The sequence below is a fragment of the Campylobacter sp. US33a genome, from assembly GCF_004378855.1.
Taxonomy (GTDB): Bacteria; Campylobacterota; Campylobacteria; order Campylobacterales; family Campylobacteraceae; genus Campylobacter_D.
On the sequence record NZ_RYYL01000009.1, the window covers coordinates 1 to 17,586 of the forward strand.

The following is a 17,586-nucleotide window of genomic DNA, read 5'->3' on the forward strand; positions in this document are numbered from 1 at the left end:
ATAAAGAAATGATTAAAGAAATAATCAAAGAAATGATTTGAATTTTTGGTTGGGACTGAAAGATGGAAATTGAAATGAAGAAAATTTAAAAAAAATGCAAACAATGATTTGAAGAAGGTTGATTATTTAAAAAAAAGAAAATAATGATGAAAAACAGTAGATTGAAGCGAAAAATTCAAAAGCAAAAGCAAGAAAGATTATAAAAAGATTATTTGAAAATCAAATCCAATTTTAGTGGAGTAAAAACAATATTTTCCCATAAAACCATTTAAGCATTAAACACAAATGAATTACAAACACTCCTTAAAATAAGGAGTGTTTTATCATTTTTCTATTTAAAACCACCATCTCATATTAAACATAGCAGAATGAGAGGTGAGTCTATTTGAATAAATGCCATTATAGCCTAAAGCTATATCGGTATTATTGCTAAGTCTAAGACCCAAATCAATCTTGTTAAAATAATAAAAATCATCTAAAACATAGCTATCGCTATATCTTATATTTTCAATCATAAAATCAGAATTATAAGTATCATCTAAATTAATATTGACTCCTAAATTTGCAGCAATATACATTTTATCATTAAAGTCATATCTGGCTTCAAGAGCAGGAGATAGTGTATAAAGATTGATATTGTTTTTAGAATACCTTTCATTACCTAGGGTGAAAGAATCAATATTTAATCTATCATAAGCTAAACTCATTTTTGGAGTAAGGATAAAATTATTAATTTTCTTCTCATAGCCTAAACTAAAAGCCACACCATAGCTTAAAGTGTCATAATTGCTATTATCTTGCGAGCTGATTAAAGTTCTTTGCATTTTTGAATCTGTATAAGAAAGTCTTGCTTGTGTTTTAGCAAACAAATCTCCATCTTCTCCTTGCATTAAAGATAAATAATAATTCACTCCACCATAAAAGGCTTTATCTTTTATATTTAAGCGATTCATTGTATTATCCAAAGACAAATCTTCATAACCCATATAAAAACCTAGGATTTTATCTTCTGCTATTCTTTTATTTAAACCAAGGATTAAACCATAGCCATCACCTTTTAAAGAGCCATTGTTATTTGCTAAATCATAATTATCATCTACATAATAAGTTTTTATGAAACTTTTATAATCTTGATTGAAATTCTTTATCTCTTCATCTATGACATTAGCTATCATATAATTTCTTCTGATATGACTTAAGGTGCTAGCTTGAGCTGCAACATAGCTTTTAGAATTTAAAGTATCGGCTGTGATTTTAAATTTAGCATTATAATCACTTTCTAAGTCTGCGCTTGCTGCATTATCTCCTTTGATATATTCTGCTTTATAGATATTATTATCAAGATAGATAAAATCCACACTGCCTATTCCTTTGCCATTATTCACTTCTCCGCCTACAGCTTCTAGTTTTCCAAAGTTATTTGTGGTGTTATCTTTTTGATTGGCTAAGACTAAAGAATTACTATCATATACAGTATTAAGTCTAAAAGAACTTTCTTGTTTAATCATGGAGTCCATATCTAAAAACACACTGCCTTCTTTAAAATTAATGCTACTCCAGCCTGCATCAGGGTGTCCGCCTGCAGCATCAGGACCTAGGACTATGATGTGAGATTGTTTATCTGTATTATCTAAATCATTTAATTTATTATTATCTATGTTATAGTTATTGTTATTTGCATTATTAAAATCTTCAGCACTTTGAGTGATACTTAGTTTATATTTATTGACATTTAGGGTACCATAACTTGCTATACCTAAATGAGCTCCTTCTCCTGTATTTTTATCTGCACTGAATTTTAATTCTCCTGTGTTGCTAAATTCTGTTGTAAAAGGTGTAGTGCTTGAAGATCCATCACCGTGTAAGTGTAAAGCCACAATACTGCCTTGCAATACTCCTTGATTATCAATGTTTGCTCCAGCTGCAACAGTGATTGCATAGCCATTGTCTGATTTAATGGTGCCTGTGTTGGTGAAGGTATCAATGTTTTTTATTTTTACTGCTTCGCCTTCATTTGTAGAGATAATGCCTGAGTTAGTGAAGGTGGTGATGTCGCTAGCATACACTGCTATACCTTTGTCGATGGAGATGATGCCGTTAATATCATTAGTAAATGTGGCAATGCTATCAATATTAATAACACCAAATTCATTATCTATATTTTTAGATGTCACTACATTAATAGAACCATTATTGTAAAATTCTTTTGCACCACTAAAAGATATAGCCGTTGAAGAACCGTCATTAATTGATGTGATTTCTGAGTAATCTATATCAATTTGGCCTTCATTAACGAAAGATTCCATCTTTCCAGAATATGAAATAAAATTCATATTTTTAAGATTAATCTTTCCTTCTTTGCTATTAAAAAAATTATCAATTGGCTCACCGTATACATTTATAAAAGTAGAAAAAAATCCAAGTTCATTGCTTGTGCCTGTAGCATTGATTATGCCATTATTGATAATAAAATCAATATTGCCAAAATTTGTAAAAGGTGCATCCGTCTGAAGTGTGCCGTTGTTAATTATTTTGCCAATATGACCATTTTGGTTTTGAATCATTGAAACACTACTGAAACTGTTAGAATAAATAATTTCACCATTGTTTATTATCTCCTTAATTTCACCATCATTATCTAAAGCATATGAACGACCATTGCTTATATGCTCTATTTTTCCATTATTGACAAATGAATTTATTACACCATCATCATGATTTTTTAAAAAAGTATGAGAGCTTAATTTTATAGTTCCATCATTTTGAATCAAATCAATAACTGCTTTATTAACACTATCATCACCACCTTCTTTTGTGCCATTTACTATAGTATAAGGATTTGCGTTACCATCACCCGCAATATGTTCATAGGTAACACCTTTGCTTACTATAATCTTTGATAAATTCCCTTTATTCCAAAGTAAAGAATTATAATCTTGTAAATAATAATGATAAGCATCAATTTTAGCTACAATGTCAGTATTAATAGCAATACTTCCACCATTTCCTTCGTATGTAAGATTAATATTCTCTATTTTTCCATCTGTAATATTACTTGTATCTAAAATACAATCATTTATCGTGCAAGGATTTGTTGTGGTTATGTTATTATCTTGCGGATTATGAGTGCTCCATCCCCCCCCCCTGTGACATCATTACTTGAGCAGATGAATTTACTCTTGTTACATCAATTTCAAAAGCATAAATAGGACTTAAAATACTTGCCGTGATAGCAGATATCAAACAAGTCTTTTTTATCGATTTCTTTTTCATTAACAAACCTTTAATTTTAAATATTTTAATTACAAAAAATTAATTTGAAGTTTATTAATTTTAAACTTAAAAAGCACTTTAAACACAATGATTCTAAAAAGCTTAATCAATATAACGCTTAGCTAGTTCACCAAAATATTCTATACGCCTATCGCGTAAAAATGGCCACCAACGACGCACTTTTTCGCTTCTTTTTTGATCGATTTCTATGATTTTTACGCATTCATTTTCACTATCCAAAATACAAATTTCTTCTCCTTGTGGTCCAAAAACAAAAGAATTTCCCCAAAATCTAATACCTTCTTCTACACCGCTTTTGTCCTTTTCAAAACCCACCCTATTTACGGCCACTACATACAGGCCATTCGCTATAGCATGGCCTTTTTGAACTCCTAGCCAAGCATTGAGTTGTCTTTGCTTTTCATCATTCTCATCTTTATCAAACCAACCAATAGCTGTAGGATAGATAAGAATTTCAGCTCCTTTTAAAGCCATAAGTCTTGCTGCTTCAGGATACCATTGATCCCAGCAAATGAGTATACCAAGCTTACCTAAACTTGTATTGATTGGCTCAAAGCCCAAATCACCCTGCGTAAAATAAAATTTCTCATAAAAGCAAGGGTCATCAGGTATGTGCATTTTGCGGTATTTTCCCGCAATAGTACCATCTTTTTCAAATACCACAGCAGTGTTATGATAAAGTCCTGCACTTCTTTTTTCAAAAAGTGAAGTAAGCAAAACCACACCATTTTTTTTAGCTACATTCGCCCAAAATTCCACATCTTTTTCATAATCATTTGCCAAATCAAAAAAATCCACATTTTCACTTTGGCAAAAATACTCACTCTGATGAAGCTCACCTAAGCAAACAAGCTCTGCTCCTTGCTTAGCTGCTTGTTCTATAAATTCACAAGTTTTTTTTATGGTTTTTTCTTTGGTAGAATGAAATTTTTGTTGTATTAAAGCGATTTTCATTGTCTTTGCCTTTCTTCTTCTTCATCATCATAAGGATCTAAATGGATTTGTATGTCCCATTTTTCATCTTTAAATATTGCACGGATATTCTCTTCTATTTCATCTGAAATTTTATGTGCATTCAAAAGCGAGATTATAGGACAAAACACCAAATGAACACTTAAATAATTACAACTTGGAGTTTTGCGTGTTTTTAATTCATGATAAGAAATAACTTCTGAATTTTTAGAAATTAAAGCGCAAATTTCATCAACTTGCTCTTTTGGTAATGCTTCATCCATTAAAAAAGCTAAAGCTTTTTTAATAATTTTAAAAGCAGAAAATGCAGTATAAAGGCTTACAATAATTCCAAAAATGGCATCAATAATATGTAAATTTGTAAAATAAATTAAAACCAAAGCCACCAAGGTGCAAGCATTAGTTAAAAAATCTGTCTTATAGTGCAAAGCATCACTTTCTACAATTAAACTTTTGGTTTTTTTGGCTACATAATTTAAAAACAATACAAGAAAAAAAGTTACCCCCAAAGCAAAAACCATTACATAAATACTTGAATTTAAATCAGAGATTTGCTCTTTGTAATAAATTTTTAAAATACTTTCATAAAAGATAAAAATGCCCACACCAACAATGAAAACACCCTCTAATAAGCCCATTAAGGCCTCTATTTTAGAAAAACCAAAATTATAATTTTCATTTGCCTTTTGAGAACTTTTTTTAAGAGCCAAGAAATTAAAAGCAGAAATAGCAAAGTCCATTAAAGAATCAATTGCACTAGAAAGCACCGCTACAGAACCACTTGTTAAACCCACAATAAATTTCACACAAGCTAAAATAATCGCACAAACACTTGCGATAATAGTTGCATTTTTTTGCAAGCTCATCTTAGTCCTTTAAAACGATTTTGACAAGAGCAGTGCAAAGAGCCGTTTTGGCGTAAAAATACTCTCGCATCAACTCCTATGATTTTACGATTTGGCAAGGCTTTGCTAAGTCTTTGTATAATAATTTTATCCTTTTCATCATTATAAGTTGGCACAATTAAGGCATTGTTGATAAAAACAAAATTTGCATAGGTAGCTCCAAGTCTGCGATTTTCATAATACAAAGGTTTTGGTAAAGGAAGTTCAACTAAATTAAAACCTGTTTCTTCAAGCTCTTTTTTCATCTCTTGCAAAGGCAAATAATGCTCATCTTTTTCGTCTTCGCAAATACAGTGTGCTATGGTATTTGGCGTGATAAATCTTGCTAAAGTATCAATATGATGATCAGTATCATCACCTTTTATAAAACCATTTTCAAGCCAAATGATTTGCTTTAAACCAAAGATTTCTTTCAATTTTTCATCAATTTGTGTTTTATTTAAATGAGAATTTCTGTTTTCATTCAATAAACAATGAGAGCTTGTAAGCATCACTCCTTCGCCATTAAAATCTATACTTCCACCTTCTAAAATCAAATCAATTTTCTTAAGCTCTTCTTTAAATTTTTCTTTAAAAAGTTTAGAATTTACCGCATTATCAAGCTGACTTTGAAATTTATTTCCCCAAGCATTAAAAGTAAAATCAAGTGCTTTCAAGCACCCATTTTCTAAAATATCGATTGCGCCAAAATCGCGTATCCAAGTATCATTTGTATCACACACAAAAAATTCCACATTGGGTATATTTTCAAAAGGAGCAAAATCGCTTTTTTTAGGTGCTATAAGCAGCACCTTTTGAAACTCGCTAACCGCTTTTATAAATTCTTTATAGCCTTGTAAAATTTCATCTAAATATGGCTTCCAGTCACTTTTTTCGTGAGGCAAAGAAAGCATTAAACATTCTTGCTCACTCCATTCAGGGATTGATTTTATCATTTAACTACCTTTTTTGATAATAAAATTATAATTGTATCATTTTATTTGCATGATTTTTTTAAAAATCATATTTTTTTAAGATAAAAACCACAAATTTAAAACTTGTTAAAAATTATTCATTCATTTAAGTTACAAAATTTTTGCATTTTATTCACAGCCTTTTCACAATGTGATTTTATATCTAAAATACGATAAAATAGAACTTTAAGTTAAAAATTTATTCTAAAAATTTTTATAATTTTTTAAGCTTAAATATGCCTACAGTGATTTCTTTTTAATTTTGCATATAAAAAAGCCGTCGTTTAGATTATTTGGCAATATCCTTTTGGCTTTTTTTAACGCATCAAATTCTGAACTTTTAGCAGCTACAGCTTCTATCTTATCCAAATTTAAATCTAAAATTTCAATTTTAATCTCTCCATTTAGAGCATTTTCAAGCACTTCTTCATTCTCATATCTTGTAAAAGTGCAAGTACTATAAATTAACTCCCCATCTTGCTTCAAAGCTTTTAGTGCTGAGTTTAATAATCTTTTTTGTAAATTTGAAATTTGCTTGATTTCTTTAAGATTTTTTTGTATTAAAAATCCTGATTTCGCAAAGGTAGAACAAGGCGCATCGAGTAAAATTTTATCAAATTTTGACGGACAAATTTTGCCTATACTCTTAGCATCTTTTAAAAAACACTTTGCAATTTTTACTCCATAATTTTGCAAATTTTTCTTTAAAACAAAAAATCGATCCTTGCTTGCTTCAACACAAGCTAAATAGCCTTGATTTTCCATAAAATTTGCCAAATTAATACTCTTTCCACCCGGCGCAGCACACATATCTAAAACACTTTCATTGGGTTTGACATTTAAATTTTTCGCGCACAAATAAGAAGAGTAATTTTGCACATAAAAATACCCAAGTTCAAAAGCTTTTAATCTCGTAAGAGTATTTTTATCTTTATGATCGATTTTATAGCAATATTTATCAAGCTTAGCGAAAGCAATATCTACTTGTTTTAAAAGCTCTTCAAAATCCAATTCGTTGCTTTTTAAAGTATTGATAAAAACGCAAATATCTTTAGGTTTGTCGAAACTTTCCAAAATATCCAAAACTTGCTTTTCATCATAAAGTCCATCTAGATGAGTTTTTAAATCAAACAATGCCATGAAATTCCTTTAATATAATAAAAGCCGCCAAAGAATCAAGCCTGCCATCTTTTTTTCGTGTATTTATTACTCCAAATTCCAGAGCTTCCCTACTTGTCATACTTTCATCTACAAAATGAATTTCACCATTAAATTCAAGCAAAGTCGCAAAATGTTTAATGCGTCTGCTCATCTCCTCTTCACTTGATCCACCTTTTGGTATGCCTATAATAAGCGAAGAAATTTCGTGTAATTGGATTAAATCTTGTACTTCTTTTGCAGCTTGATTGCGATTTTTTCTCATAATGGCATCAAGTGGAATAGCGATTTTTCCATCCACGCAAAGCGCTACTCCTATGCGTTTTAAACCTACATCTAAAGCTAAAGTTTTCAAATCAAAACCTTTATATAAACCCCATCAATTTCGATTTTCCTTTCGAGTTCATATTCATAAATTTTTTGCCCAAAAACCGCCACAGCCTCATCCACACTCACGCCCTTTTTACAAAATTCTAAAATTTCATCACTTGGCTTTTCTGTTATATCCCCAAAACACGAGGCGAAATCTTTAAAATCAGTTATTAATTCTGCTTTTCTTTCTTTTATGAGCGAATTTGTGCCTCGACTCTCATTAATCCTATGCGGTAAAACATATAAAGGTTTTTTCATCTCTAAAGCAAGTCTAGCGCTTTGCATAGAACCACTTTTTAAATCCGCTTGAGCAATAATTACTGCTTCGCTTAAAGCAATAATCAAACGGTTTCTAAGTAAAAAATCATAATTTTTTGGGATATAACTATCTTCATTTTCACTTAAGGCTAAAGCATTGGTGTAAATTTCATTAATTATATTTTCATTGCTTTTGGGATAAATTCTATCAAGCCCATTTGCAAAAATTCCGATCGTTAATGGCATAGCAGCCTTACTTGCCACAATATCCACACCCAAAGCCCCGCCACTTACCACGCAAACATCAGCCATTTTTAGATAATTTGCCAATTCAAAAACACAATTTTTAGTATAAACACTCATTTTTCTTGAGCCGATGATAGCAACCTTTCTTTTATCCAAAAGCTCTAAATTCCCCTTATAATAGATATTCTTTGGCTTTTTATCCAAAGCAGAAAAAAGACTGTTTGATAATTCTTGTGCTAAAATTTTACTTGCCATAAATTTCACTTAAATACACTAATTCCACTTTTCTAAGCAATTTTTCACTCTCCTTTAATGCCTTAAAAGTATTTTTTCTAGGATGGGCTATAGCTATAGCAAAACCTTTCTTTTGTGCGAGTTTTACAGCACTTTCAAGTTGCTTTTTTACATAAACCACACTATCTTCATTATCTAAAAACACATCTCTTTGGATAAGCGGTTGGGAAAAATCCTTAATAATCTTAGTCGTAACGCTTTTTCCTATGGTTTTAGAATCTACAAAAATCAAATCATATTTTTTAAAAATCTTTAAAAGCTTTCTCATCGCCTTTTCATCACTGGTAAATAAACTACCGGTGTGATTGTTAATATACTTTATATTTTTAAAATCTTTTTTAATCTGCTGTATTTTATTTTCGATTTTTTCCTCGCTATCTTGTGGATATAAAGTGTCTTTTTCCTCATTTGCGTAATTTATCGCCGCTAAAGGCAAATGCACCATATAAAAGTCCAAATTTTTTGCGAATTTAGCTGCACTACTTGGTCTTGATTTATCTTTTGGCATTAAAGATGGCGTGAGTTTTAATTTTGTTTCTTGTAAATCTTTTAACTGCTCAAAACTCACAATATCATCAATGATAATGACAAGCTTTGCTTTTTGAGATACTTTTGAATCCTTTTGTGGTTTTAGCAAACTTGAATTTTGATCTTTAATAACAAGGGTATTATTTAAATCACTAGCATTTAAATCTTTGCTGATATCTTTTTGTAAATTTTCACTTAAATTAAAATCCTCAAAAATTGCATTTTCAAATTCGCTAAAATTTGCTTCGCTGATTTGTTTATTTTGCTGCCAAGTTGGTTCTTTTGCAGGAAGTTTATTTTCATAAGTGATATTAAATTCACTTTTAATAGTAAAGGTATTTTTGTTATTTTTATAGCCAAAATAAACTAAAGATACAAATAAGACAATAAATACAAGGGCGATAATAATTATCTGCCCTTTTTTAAGATAAATTCTTGACAAATTAGTTTTTATCTTTGTCGATTAATTTTTTAGCCGCTATCCAAGGCATCATAGCACGCAAATTGCGTCCTGTTTTTTCAATCAAAGAATCATTCATATTTTTGCGTTCTGCATGCATTCTTGCATATCCTGCACGACGCTCTAGTATAAAATCTTTAGCAAAAACACCATTTTGTATATCTTTTAAAACGCCTTTCATAGCCTTTTTAGTTTCTTCGGTGATAATTTTAGGCCCTGTGATATAATCACCGTATTCTGCAGTATTTGAGATAGAATAACGCATATCAGCAATTCCACCTTGATAAATCAAATCAACAATTAATTTCATCTCATGCAAACACTCAAAATAAGCCATTTCAGGCTCATATCCTGCTTCGACTAAGGTTTCAAATCCCGCTTGTATTAACGCACTAAGCCCACCACAAAGCACCGCTTGTTCACCAAAAAGATCGGTTTCTGTTTCAGCTTTAAAAGTCGTTTCTATAATACCTGTTCTACCCCCACCAATCGCACTTGCATAACTTAGGGCTAAATTTTTAGCATTTTTGCTTTCATCTTGATGCACAGCGATCAAACAAGGTGTTCCACCACCGATAGCAAATTCATTTCTTACTGTGTGCCCTGGTGCTTTTGGTGCTATCATAATCACATCAATACCTTTTGGAGCAACAATTTGTCCGTAATGGATATTAAAACCATGTGCAAAAGCTATAGCCTTACCTTCGCTTAAATTTGGCTTTATTTCATGATTAAAAATATCAGCTTGTAATTCATCAGGAGTTAATATCATGATAAGATCACACTCTTTTGAAGCCTCACTCACGCTTTTTACTTCAAAGCCCGCATTTTTAGCTTTTGCCCAGCTTGCTCCACCTTCTTTTAAGCCTACAATCACTTCAACGCCATTATCTCTTAAATTCATAGCATGCGCGTGTCCTTGGGAACCAAATCCTATCATTGCGACTTTTTTTGATTTAATTAAATTTAAATCACAATCTTTATCATAATACACAGTTATAGCCATCATCACTCCTAATTTTGAAAATTTTTTGAAAAATTATAACAAATAAAAAGCATAAATTTCATATCTTTTTTATAAACTTTATGCAATTATTATATTTTTTAAAATAAAAATTTAAATTTTTACACATTAATTAAAGACTATTGCAATGAAAGAATTTTTAAATAGCCTAAATTACGGCGTTAATACAAATCAAATCAATAATGAATTTAAGCAGATCTTAAGAGAACTTATAGCAAATCATATCGTAAAAGAATATAAAAATAAATTTTATATCAATAATGGCTATACTTTTGGAGTGCTTGATATTTCAAGTAAAGGCATAGGTTTTTTGGAATGCTTTGACGAAAATTTTAAAAAAGATCTACTCATAGAAAATAAAAATCTAAAAGGGGCAAATTACAAAGATATAGTTGCGGTAAAACTTTTACCTTTAAAGAAAAAACGCCCCAGTGCAAAAGTGGTTTTAGTCTTAAAAAGAGCCAATGAGACTTCTTTGGTTATCACTAAAAAATACGGTGAAGCTGTGCTTGGAATGAATATCAAAACCGGACTAAGCACAGCTTTAAAAGCTTCTCAAAAATCTTTAAAAGCCCTACCTTTAGGCACTATTTTAAAAATAGAAAATGAAAATAACAACATCATAGAAGTATTAGGACACATTGATGATGAAAGTGTGGATGAGAAAATTTCACTTGCACTTTTTAATAAAAATAGTGAATTTAGTGACGCTTGCATCAAAGAAGCCTTGGCAAATGGCGATAGTGTAGATGCAAGCATGTATGAAAATCGTATAGATTTAAGAAATTTGGCTTTTTGCACCATTGATCCAGTCCATGCAAAAGATTTTGATGATGCGATTTATTTTGATACACAAAAACGCGAAATTTATGTAGCTATTGCTGATGTAAGCGAGTATGTTTATGCTTATAGTGCTATTGATAAAGAAGCTAGAAATCGTGGATTTTCCATATACTTTCCACATATTGCTATCCCAATGTTGCCACGTCCTTTAAGTGAAAACATTTGCTCTTTAAAGCCAAATTTGGATCGCTTGGCGTATTGTTTTAAAATCACACTTGATCATGAATGCAAAGTCATAAAAGAAGAGCTTTTTGAAGCTATTATTAACTCAAAACGCCGTTTTAATTATGATGAAGTGGATGAAATTTTAGTCAAAAAACCTGACTTAGCAGAGCTTTCGTATCTTTATGAGCTTTTTAAAATCACAAGTATTTTACGCAAAAATCGCCTTAAAAATGCTTTTGAATTTCGCACTGAAGAGCTTAGAATGACTTTGGATGAAAATTTAAGCCTAAAAAGCACGGTTTTTGAAAAAGATACGCCTTCACATAATTTAATAGAAGATTGTATGCTTTTAGCCAATAAAGCCGCTGCAAAACTTATCGATATAGGAGTTTTTAGAAATCACTTGAGTGCAGATTCTAAAAAAATAGACAAGCTAATAAATGAGCTTTTAGAACTTGGAATTGATGTGAAATTTAAACCCAATTTACCCGAACTCATACGCGATATCCAGGCTTTGGCTGATGAGTTAAATTTAAGAGCAGAGGTTGATAAACTCATCATTAAAGCGCAAAAAAAAGCGGAGTATTCTAGCGAAAATGCAGGACATTTTGGCTTGGGATTTGATAAATATACGCATTTTACAAGCCCTATTAGAAGGTATTCTGATCTTATTTTACATAGACTTTTAAAAGCCAAACAAAAAAAAGATGATAAGCTTTTTAACTACTTGCTTTTAAACATACAAAGCACTTGCGAAAGTCTTAGCACGCTTGAAAGAGAAGCAGATAAAGTTGCTTATGACTTTATGGATAGAAAATTTGCTAGATGGGCGGCAAAAAATATAGGCAAAAAATTCAAGGCTTTAGTGGTGCAAAATGATGGAATTTGCATAGCAAAACTTGATGATGAAATTAAAGGCGCTGATATTATCCTTTATGATACGCGAGTAAATTTATTACAAAGCGTTGAAGTGCAGATTATAGAAGCTGATATTATCATGGCAAAAATTTATGCTAAAATCACAAAAAATTTAAATCCTTTAAAGGCAAAAAATGTATAGAAAAGATCTACAAAACTTGCTTTTAAAAGATAAATTTCCAAATTTTTTCTTTCTTTATGGAGCAGATAATTTTCAAAGCGAACTTTATGCTAATTTCATTAAACAAAAATGGAATACTGATGAGACTTTAAAAATCTTTTTTGAAGAGTATAATTTTTCTCGCGTGAGTGATTTTTTAAGTGGCGGATCGCTTTTTAGTGAAAAAAAACTTTTAGAAATCAAAACCAATAAAAAAATTCCTAGCAAAGAGCTAAAAATTCTCATAGAACTTTGCAAACAAAATCAAGATAATTTTCTACTTTTAGAACTTTATGATGAAAGCTCCAAGCAAAGCGATATAGAAAAGATTTTTGAAAATAATTTTGTAAGATTTTTTAAAGCAAATAACGCTAAAGAAGGTGTAGAGCTTTTAGCTATGAAAGCCAAAGAATTAAACATAGAAATCACCCAAAATGCTTTATTTGCTCTTTTTTCAAACTTTGATGAAAATTTATATTTAGCCGCTAGTGAGCTTAATAAATTTCAAGATTTAAGCATCGATGAAAAAACCATAGAGAAATATTGTTTCAGCTTAAGCGTAGTAGGCTTTGAAATGTTTTTTGAAAAACTTTTACAAGGCAAAAATATTAACACAGATCTTGAAAAAATTTTAGACAGTTTTAATGAAATTGCCTTAATTAATTCTTTAAATACTAACTTTTATCGTCTTTTTAAAATCGCTTTATATGCAAAAATTCATGGGAAAATGGATTTTAAAGAATTACTTGGTTATACACCTCCAGCACAAGTAGCTAAAAAACTAGAACTGCAAGCCTTTGGAATTAAAATTTCTCAATATCAACAAATTTTTACTCTATTGCTCGAAAGTGAATATGAGTTAAAAAATAATTCAAAACTTTCCAAAAAAGAATTTTTAATCGCGACTTTATTAAAGCTTTCACAAATTCTAAAAACAAAATAAAATTTTCTAATTTTTCTTGACTCAAACACTAACACTTAAGATAAATTTGCAAGCAAAATTAGTATTTAAAATTTTATAAAAATTAATGTATTTAAAAAACAATTAATAACAAAAAATATTTTGGAATAGAAGTTATCAAAAGCAAGGAAAAACCTTGCTTTTTATTTATTTGCTCTTTCTATATACTCTCCACGCACGGTATCAACGCGTATAACTTCGCCTTCTAATACATGAAAGGGAATTTGTACTACTGCACCCGTTTCAAGTGTTGCTGGTTTTTTATTTGATCCTTGTGTATCGCCTTTAAAATTTGGAGCTGTTTCGATAATCTTAAGCTCTACAACCTGCGGAACTTCCACACCAATAGCTTTGCCATTGTGAAAAAGCACATCAACCATCATACCATCAAGCATCCATTTTTTTGCCTCACCTACATCTTCATCACTAATTGCCACTTGCTCATAAGTCTGCGTATCCATAAACTGGCAATTTTCTCCATCATCATAAAGATATTGCATTGTTTTATCTTCCAAATTTGGAGCTTCGCATTTATCGCCTGCATGAAAAGTTTTTTCAAGCACTTTACCATCAATAAAAGATTTGATTTTTATACGCACAAAAGCAGGTCCCTTGCCCGGCTTAACATGTTGATATTCTACGATTTTAAAAGGAACGCCGTCAATTTCTATTTTAAGACCTTTTTTTAAATCGCCCATTGAATAAGATGCCATATTTTTCCTTTATAAAAAAAATGAAGTTTTGATTTTAGCAAATTTTACTTGATATCTCAATAAAATTAATTTTTTATACCCGAAAAATTAATAAAAAATAAGCTTTTTTAGATAAAATAAGCCCACGCATAGCAAATGCTCGCTTCGTTATGAAGAGGAAAGTCCGAGCTGCAAAAGACAAGGATTCCATCTAACAGATGGCTAGGGAAACCTAAGGGACAGTGCAACAGAAAGAAAACTTCCATTTTATGGTAAAGGTGAAACGGTAAGGTAAGAGCTTACCAGCGATTTTGGTAACAATTTCGGCTATGTAAACCCAATCCGCAGCAAGAAGGGATGGTTTTTGTCTTTATTGGAACCCTTCGCTTGATTTTGTTTGCAAAAACAAAACTAGATAAATGAGCATTCACGACAGAACTCGGCTTATCGCTATGCTATTTTATATATTTGCTTGCTCTTTGTAGCTTTTTAATATCTTGAGCTATGCTTTCTTTTTTACTTGAAACAATCTTAATCGCCTCTTGCAAAAGAGCTCTAATTTCTTCAAGTTTTCCTTGATGAGGATCTAAGGTTTTTATAAGACTTGCGATACTTTCAATATCTTCTTTTATGATAGCTAATTTTAAATTCTTTATCCACTCTTCTTGTTTCATTGCTGATGTACTTCTCTCCAAGCTTCTAATAAGCCTTTTACAACATTAATTACCTCATCAATTCTAGCTTCATTATTCTCTAAATTTGCCAAAGATAAGAGTTGAATTTCTCTCGTATAAAGCCCGCTTAAATAATGTGCTACCTCTCCGCCTTTTTCATAATCAAGACCATTAATAAGCTCAATAAAAATCGCTGTGGCTCTTTTTATATAATACACTCTTTGCTCTATGTCCTCATTTTTAATAGCCACTTTAATTCTTGAGCAAAAACGCAAAAGTCCTTCATAAAGCATTTCTATAAGTTTTTGTGGGGATTCAACCCCAATTTGATTTTGAGAATAAGCATTATAGGCAAAATTGTTTTGCATAAAAACTCCTTTTATTGATTGCTATTATTTGCCGCATTAATCATTTGCGTAATGGTATTTAATTGTGTGTTTAAATCATTTAAAATAATTTCATATTGTAAAAATTGATTTGCCATTGTTTCATATCTTGTATCAATTAATGCTTGAGTTGCTTCTTTAGATTTTGTAAGTGCTTTGGTATCTTGTGTTAAACTCTCATCGTATTTAGTCAATGAGCCATTTGGACCAACTATACCTTCTAAAGTTTCCTTAAGCTGAGAAAATATGCCCAAACCTTCAATAGGTTTAGCAATAATACTTGTTTTACTAAGCCCAAATTTCTTAAGAAACTCTTCATTGCCCTCTATTGCAAAATCACTCCCATCAGTGCCTTTAAATTTAATTTTATAACCTTTTTCACCATCTTGATCATATTCTTCAAGTTTAGCCTCTAAGCCTTCAATACGAAAACTATTAATATGATTGACTAAATTTTGAAGCATTTCTTCTTCGGTTTCGCCTTTCAAAACAAAAGGTTCCCCGCTTGGAGTTTTTGAAAAATCATAAGTTTCATAATTATAAACAATTTTAAAATCACCACTTTTAAAAGTTATGCCTTCTTTGCCTTCTCCAACAAAGTCACTCAAACTACCTTCTTTAATCAAATTTCCAGTATGATTGATATCTTCATATTGAGTAATACCTGAAAAAAAGCTTTCTGCCATTTCAGGATTCTCTTTAAATTTAGTTTCAAAAGCAGAAGCATCAAAAGACAAGGTGCCTGATTCATTCAAACTTAAACCAAAATCTTGCATAGAAAGCATTACAGTAGCAGAAATTTTATTTCCATCTTCATCTAAAACACTCCCTGTAACACTTTGACTTTGAAAAAGATCTGCGATAATTTTTGAACGAATACTATTAACTTCGCTTACCCCTTGCAAAGTTCCTTTTGTCCCAGTTTCGGCATTAAAATCTGTCGCTGCATTTAAATTTAAAACCAAATCATTATAAGCATCAACCATCTCTTGCATAGCTGTAGTAATGGCTTCTGTATCTTGTTGCACATCAAAATTAATTTCGCCTGTAGTATTTAAGGTAAGAGTTAAACCCACACCCAAATCAGTAATAGTATTACTAGGTCTTGTCATTTTAATGCCATCAAGCGTAAATTCGGCATTTTGCGCTTTTTGGATATGTAAAGGATTTTCTTCATCATCTATAATGCCAAAACCTTTAAAATCTTTTGGGTCAATAGGTTCACTACCTGCGCTCCCCTTATCCAAATTCCAACCAAGATTTTCAAAAATTTTTGTAGCATCCTCATTGCTAACATATTCTCCATTTTCGTTTTTTGTTCCATCAAAAAAACTTATTGCACTATCTTCACCTGTTTCTTTACTAGTTAAAGTGAGCCTATAAGGAGTACCTTTTTCTCCGGTATTTACGATTTTAGCAGTGATTTCTCCACCTGTTGCAGTGTTGATTTTATCAGCTAAATCTTTATAGGTAGTATTTTTATCTACAGTAATTGTATAGGCTTTATCTTTTTGAAAAAGCGTAAAAGATACAGGAGACTCTAAGTTAGAATTAACATAACCCATATCATTTTCTAGACCTTTACTTTGATAAACATCTTTTTGTGCTAGTTGAGTAACATTGATTTTCATACTCTGTAAAGCCACGCCACTATCAACCACTAAACTTGCCGGTGGATTATCTGTAATGCTTCCTACAACTTTTCTTTTTGCAAAAGCCGTAGCATCAGCCAATGAAGAAACTGCTGATTTAAAAGTTGAAAGTTTTGTAATAATTTCAGTTAAATCTTTTTGTTTGGCAGTATTTTCTTCAATTTTAGAAGTATAAGGCGTAAGACGAGCTGCCTCATCTGCTTTTTTTAATTGATCAATAATATCTTGTGTTAATACCCCAGAACCAAATCCCAAACTTGATAAACTACCAAATGCCATTTTAACTCTCCTTATCGAATATCATTCCTATTACATCTTGAAGATGCTCTGCTAATTTTAAAGCTTCTTCGCTAGGAATTTGTCTTATTAATCTTCCTGTATGTTTTTCCGTAACGCTAACATACATAGAATGAATTTTATCATTAAAGCCAAATTTTATATTTGTCCCTAAAGACTCCGCTTGTTGATTAAGCTTTTCTGTTAACTTGCTTAATTGCTCATTTATACTCTCATTTTGAGTATTGCCTTGTTCTGTATTTTGTGCCACATTACTAAATTCTACTTTTTGATTCAAAGAAGTTGAATTATTAGCAAAAAAGCTATTATCAATTTGACTATTTACCTTCATTTTAAAATCCTTTTTAAAATTGATTTACTATTGCCTAGTCTTC

Annotated in this window: 17 protein-coding genes and 1 other RNA gene; 3 read left to right on the forward strand and 15 right to left on the reverse strand. The window is 30.9% G+C overall.

What is annotated here, in order from left to right:
• Positions 1-335 precede the first annotated feature (335 nt).
• From ELQ16_RS07560 to ilvC, 10 genes are all read right to left on the reverse strand, one after another.
• On the reverse strand, positions 336-2,771 hold the full coding sequence (locus ELQ16_RS07560) for an autotransporter outer membrane beta-barrel domain-containing protein (protein ID WP_134238947.1): 2,436 nt from the start codon (positions 2,769-2,771) through the stop codon (positions 336-338).
• A 349-nt stretch (positions 2,772-3,120) separates the two neighbouring features.
• On the reverse strand, positions 3,121-3,273 hold the full coding sequence (locus ELQ16_RS10040) for a hypothetical protein (protein ID WP_166739673.1): 153 nt from the start codon (positions 3,271-3,273) through the stop codon (positions 3,121-3,123).
• Between the two features lie 102 nt (positions 3,274-3,375).
• Positions 3,376-4,248, reverse strand: a complete 873-nt coding sequence (locus tag ELQ16_RS07565) for an N-carbamoylputrescine amidohydrolase (protein ID WP_134238948.1) — start codon at positions 4,246-4,248, stop codon at positions 3,376-3,378.
• Positions 4,245-5,132, reverse strand: coding sequence for a cation diffusion facilitator family transporter (locus ELQ16_RS07570; protein WP_134238949.1), 888 nt, complete (start codon positions 5,130-5,132; stop codon positions 4,245-4,247). Before ELQ16_RS07570 ends, ELQ16_RS07565 begins: the two co-directional genes overlap by 4 nt.
• The gene (locus ELQ16_RS07575; RefSeq protein ID WP_134238950.1) at positions 5,129-6,106 is read right to left on the reverse strand and encodes an agmatine deiminase family protein; all 978 of its coding nucleotides are present in this window, start codon (positions 6,104-6,106) and stop codon (positions 5,129-5,131) included. The genes ELQ16_RS07570 and ELQ16_RS07575 overlap by 4 nt, the downstream gene beginning before the upstream one ends.
• 258 nt (positions 6,107-6,364) lie before the next feature.
• Positions 6,365-7,264 (reverse strand): RsmB/NOP family class I SAM-dependent RNA methyltransferase, encoded by a 900-nt coding sequence (locus ELQ16_RS07580; protein WP_134238951.1) that lies wholly within the window; start codon positions 7,262-7,264, stop codon positions 6,365-6,367.
• Positions 7,251-7,637: a Holliday junction resolvase RuvX gene (ruvX, locus tag ELQ16_RS07585; protein ID WP_134238952.1), complete on the reverse strand. Its 387-nt coding sequence runs from the start codon at positions 7,635-7,637 to the stop codon at positions 7,251-7,253. Before ruvX ends, ELQ16_RS07580 begins: the two co-directional genes overlap by 14 nt.
• Complete coding sequence (locus tag ELQ16_RS07590; RefSeq protein ID WP_134238953.1) at positions 7,634-8,413, reverse strand: DNA-processing protein DprA; 780 nt, start codon at positions 8,411-8,413, stop codon at positions 7,634-7,636. The genes ruvX and ELQ16_RS07590 overlap by 4 nt, the downstream gene beginning before the upstream one ends.
• A complete protein-coding gene (locus ELQ16_RS07595; RefSeq protein WP_243832613.1) occupies positions 8,403-9,422 on the reverse strand; it encodes a divergent polysaccharide deacetylase family protein in 1,020 nt (339 codons plus the stop codon). The genes ELQ16_RS07590 and ELQ16_RS07595 overlap by 11 nt, the downstream gene beginning before the upstream one ends.
• 1 nt (position 9,423) lies before the next feature.
• Positions 9,424-10,446, reverse strand: coding sequence for a ketol-acid reductoisomerase (gene ilvC, locus ELQ16_RS07600; protein ID WP_134238955.1), 1,023 nt, complete (start codon positions 10,444-10,446; stop codon positions 9,424-9,426).
• 145 nt (positions 10,447-10,591) lie between these two features.
• Between ilvC and ELQ16_RS07605 the strand changes: the two genes are divergently transcribed.
• Complete coding sequence (locus ELQ16_RS07605; protein WP_134238956.1) at positions 10,592-12,532, forward strand: ribonuclease R family protein; 1,941 nt, start codon at positions 10,592-10,594, stop codon at positions 12,530-12,532.
• Positions 12,525-13,493, forward strand: coding sequence for a DNA polymerase III subunit delta (gene holA, locus ELQ16_RS07610; protein ID WP_134238957.1), 969 nt, complete (start codon positions 12,525-12,527; stop codon positions 13,491-13,493). Before ELQ16_RS07605 ends, holA begins: the two co-directional genes overlap by 8 nt.
• Before the next feature lie 161 nt (positions 13,494-13,654).
• On the opposite strand, the gene efp is transcribed toward holA, so the two are convergent.
• The gene (gene efp / locus ELQ16_RS07615; RefSeq protein WP_134238958.1) at positions 13,655-14,224 is read right to left on the reverse strand and encodes an elongation factor P; all 570 of its coding nucleotides are present in this window, start codon (positions 14,222-14,224) and stop codon (positions 13,655-13,657) included.
• A 123-nt stretch (positions 14,225-14,347) separates the two neighbouring features.
• Between efp and rnpB the strand changes: the two genes are divergently transcribed.
• Positions 14,348-14,665: RNase P RNA component class A (gene rnpB / locus ELQ16_RS07620), an RNA gene on the forward strand.
• Here rnpB and ELQ16_RS07625 read toward each other — a convergent pair.
• From ELQ16_RS07625 to ELQ16_RS07640, 4 genes are read right to left on the reverse strand one after another with little or no spacing between them, the layout of a single operon-like run.
• Positions 14,659-14,877: a hypothetical protein gene (locus tag ELQ16_RS07625; RefSeq protein WP_166739674.1), complete on the reverse strand. Its 219-nt coding sequence runs from the start codon at positions 14,875-14,877 to the stop codon at positions 14,659-14,661. The two genes, rnpB and ELQ16_RS07625, sit on opposite strands and share 7 nt — an antisense overlap.
• Positions 14,874-15,245, reverse strand: coding sequence for a flagellar export chaperone FliS (gene fliS, locus ELQ16_RS07630; RefSeq protein WP_134238960.1), 372 nt, complete (start codon positions 15,243-15,245; stop codon positions 14,874-14,876). The genes ELQ16_RS07625 and fliS overlap by 4 nt, the downstream gene beginning before the upstream one ends.
• An 11-nt stretch (positions 15,246-15,256) precedes the next feature.
• The gene (gene fliD, locus ELQ16_RS07635) at positions 15,257-17,194 is read right to left on the reverse strand and encodes a flagellar filament capping protein FliD (RefSeq protein WP_134238961.1); all 1,938 of its coding nucleotides are present in this window, start codon (positions 17,192-17,194) and stop codon (positions 15,257-15,259) included.
• 1 nt (position 17,195) lies between these two features.
• On the reverse strand, positions 17,196-17,543 hold the full coding sequence (locus ELQ16_RS07640; RefSeq protein WP_134238962.1) for a FlaG family protein: 348 nt from the start codon (positions 17,541-17,543) through the stop codon (positions 17,196-17,198).
• Positions 17,544-17,586: the final 43 nt, after the last annotated feature.

Coding starts and splice junctions, on each gene's coding strand:
- efp (WP_134238958.1), bottom strand. CDS start 14,224: ATGGCATCTTATTCAATGGGCGATTTAAAAAAAGGTCTTAAAATAGAA.
- fliS (WP_134238960.1), bottom strand. CDS start 15,245: ATGCAAAACAATTTTGCCTATAATGCTTATTCTCAAAATCAAATTGGG.
- ELQ16_RS07565 (WP_134238948.1), bottom strand. CDS start 4,248: ATGAAAATCGCTTTAATACAACAAAAATTTCATTCTACCAAAGAAAAA.
- ELQ16_RS07640 (WP_134238962.1), bottom strand. CDS start 17,543: ATGAAGGTAAATAGTCAAATTGATAATAGCTTTTTTGCTAATAATTCA.
- ELQ16_RS07590 (WP_134238953.1), bottom strand. CDS start 8,413: ATGGCAAGTAAAATTTTAGCACAAGAATTATCAAACAGTCTTTTTTCT.
- ELQ16_RS07575 (WP_134238950.1), bottom strand. CDS start 6,106: ATGATAAAATCAATCCCTGAATGGAGTGAGCAAGAATGTTTAATGCTT.
- fliD (WP_134238961.1), bottom strand. CDS start 17,194: ATGGCATTTGGTAGTTTATCAAGTTTGGGATTTGGTTCTGGGGTATTA.
- ilvC (WP_134238955.1), bottom strand. CDS start 10,446: ATGGCTATAACTGTGTATTATGATAAAGATTGTGATTTAAATTTAATT.
- ELQ16_RS07605 (WP_134238956.1), top strand. CDS start 10,592: ATGAAAGAATTTTTAAATAGCCTAAATTACGGCGTTAATACAAATCAA.
- ELQ16_RS07570 (WP_134238949.1), bottom strand. CDS start 5,132: ATGAGCTTGCAAAAAAATGCAACTATTATCGCAAGTGTTTGTGCGATT.
- ELQ16_RS07625 (WP_166739674.1), bottom strand. CDS start 14,877: ATGAAACAAGAAGAGTGGATAAAGAATTTAAAATTAGCTATCATAAAA.
- holA (WP_134238957.1), top strand. CDS start 12,525: ATGTATAGAAAAGATCTACAAAACTTGCTTTTAAAAGATAAATTTCCA.
- ELQ16_RS10040 (WP_166739673.1), bottom strand. CDS start 3,273: ATGAAAAAGAAATCGATAAAAAAGACTTGTTTGATATCTGCTATCACG.
- ELQ16_RS07580 (WP_134238951.1), bottom strand. CDS start 7,264: ATGGCATTGTTTGATTTAAAAACTCATCTAGATGGACTTTATGATGAA.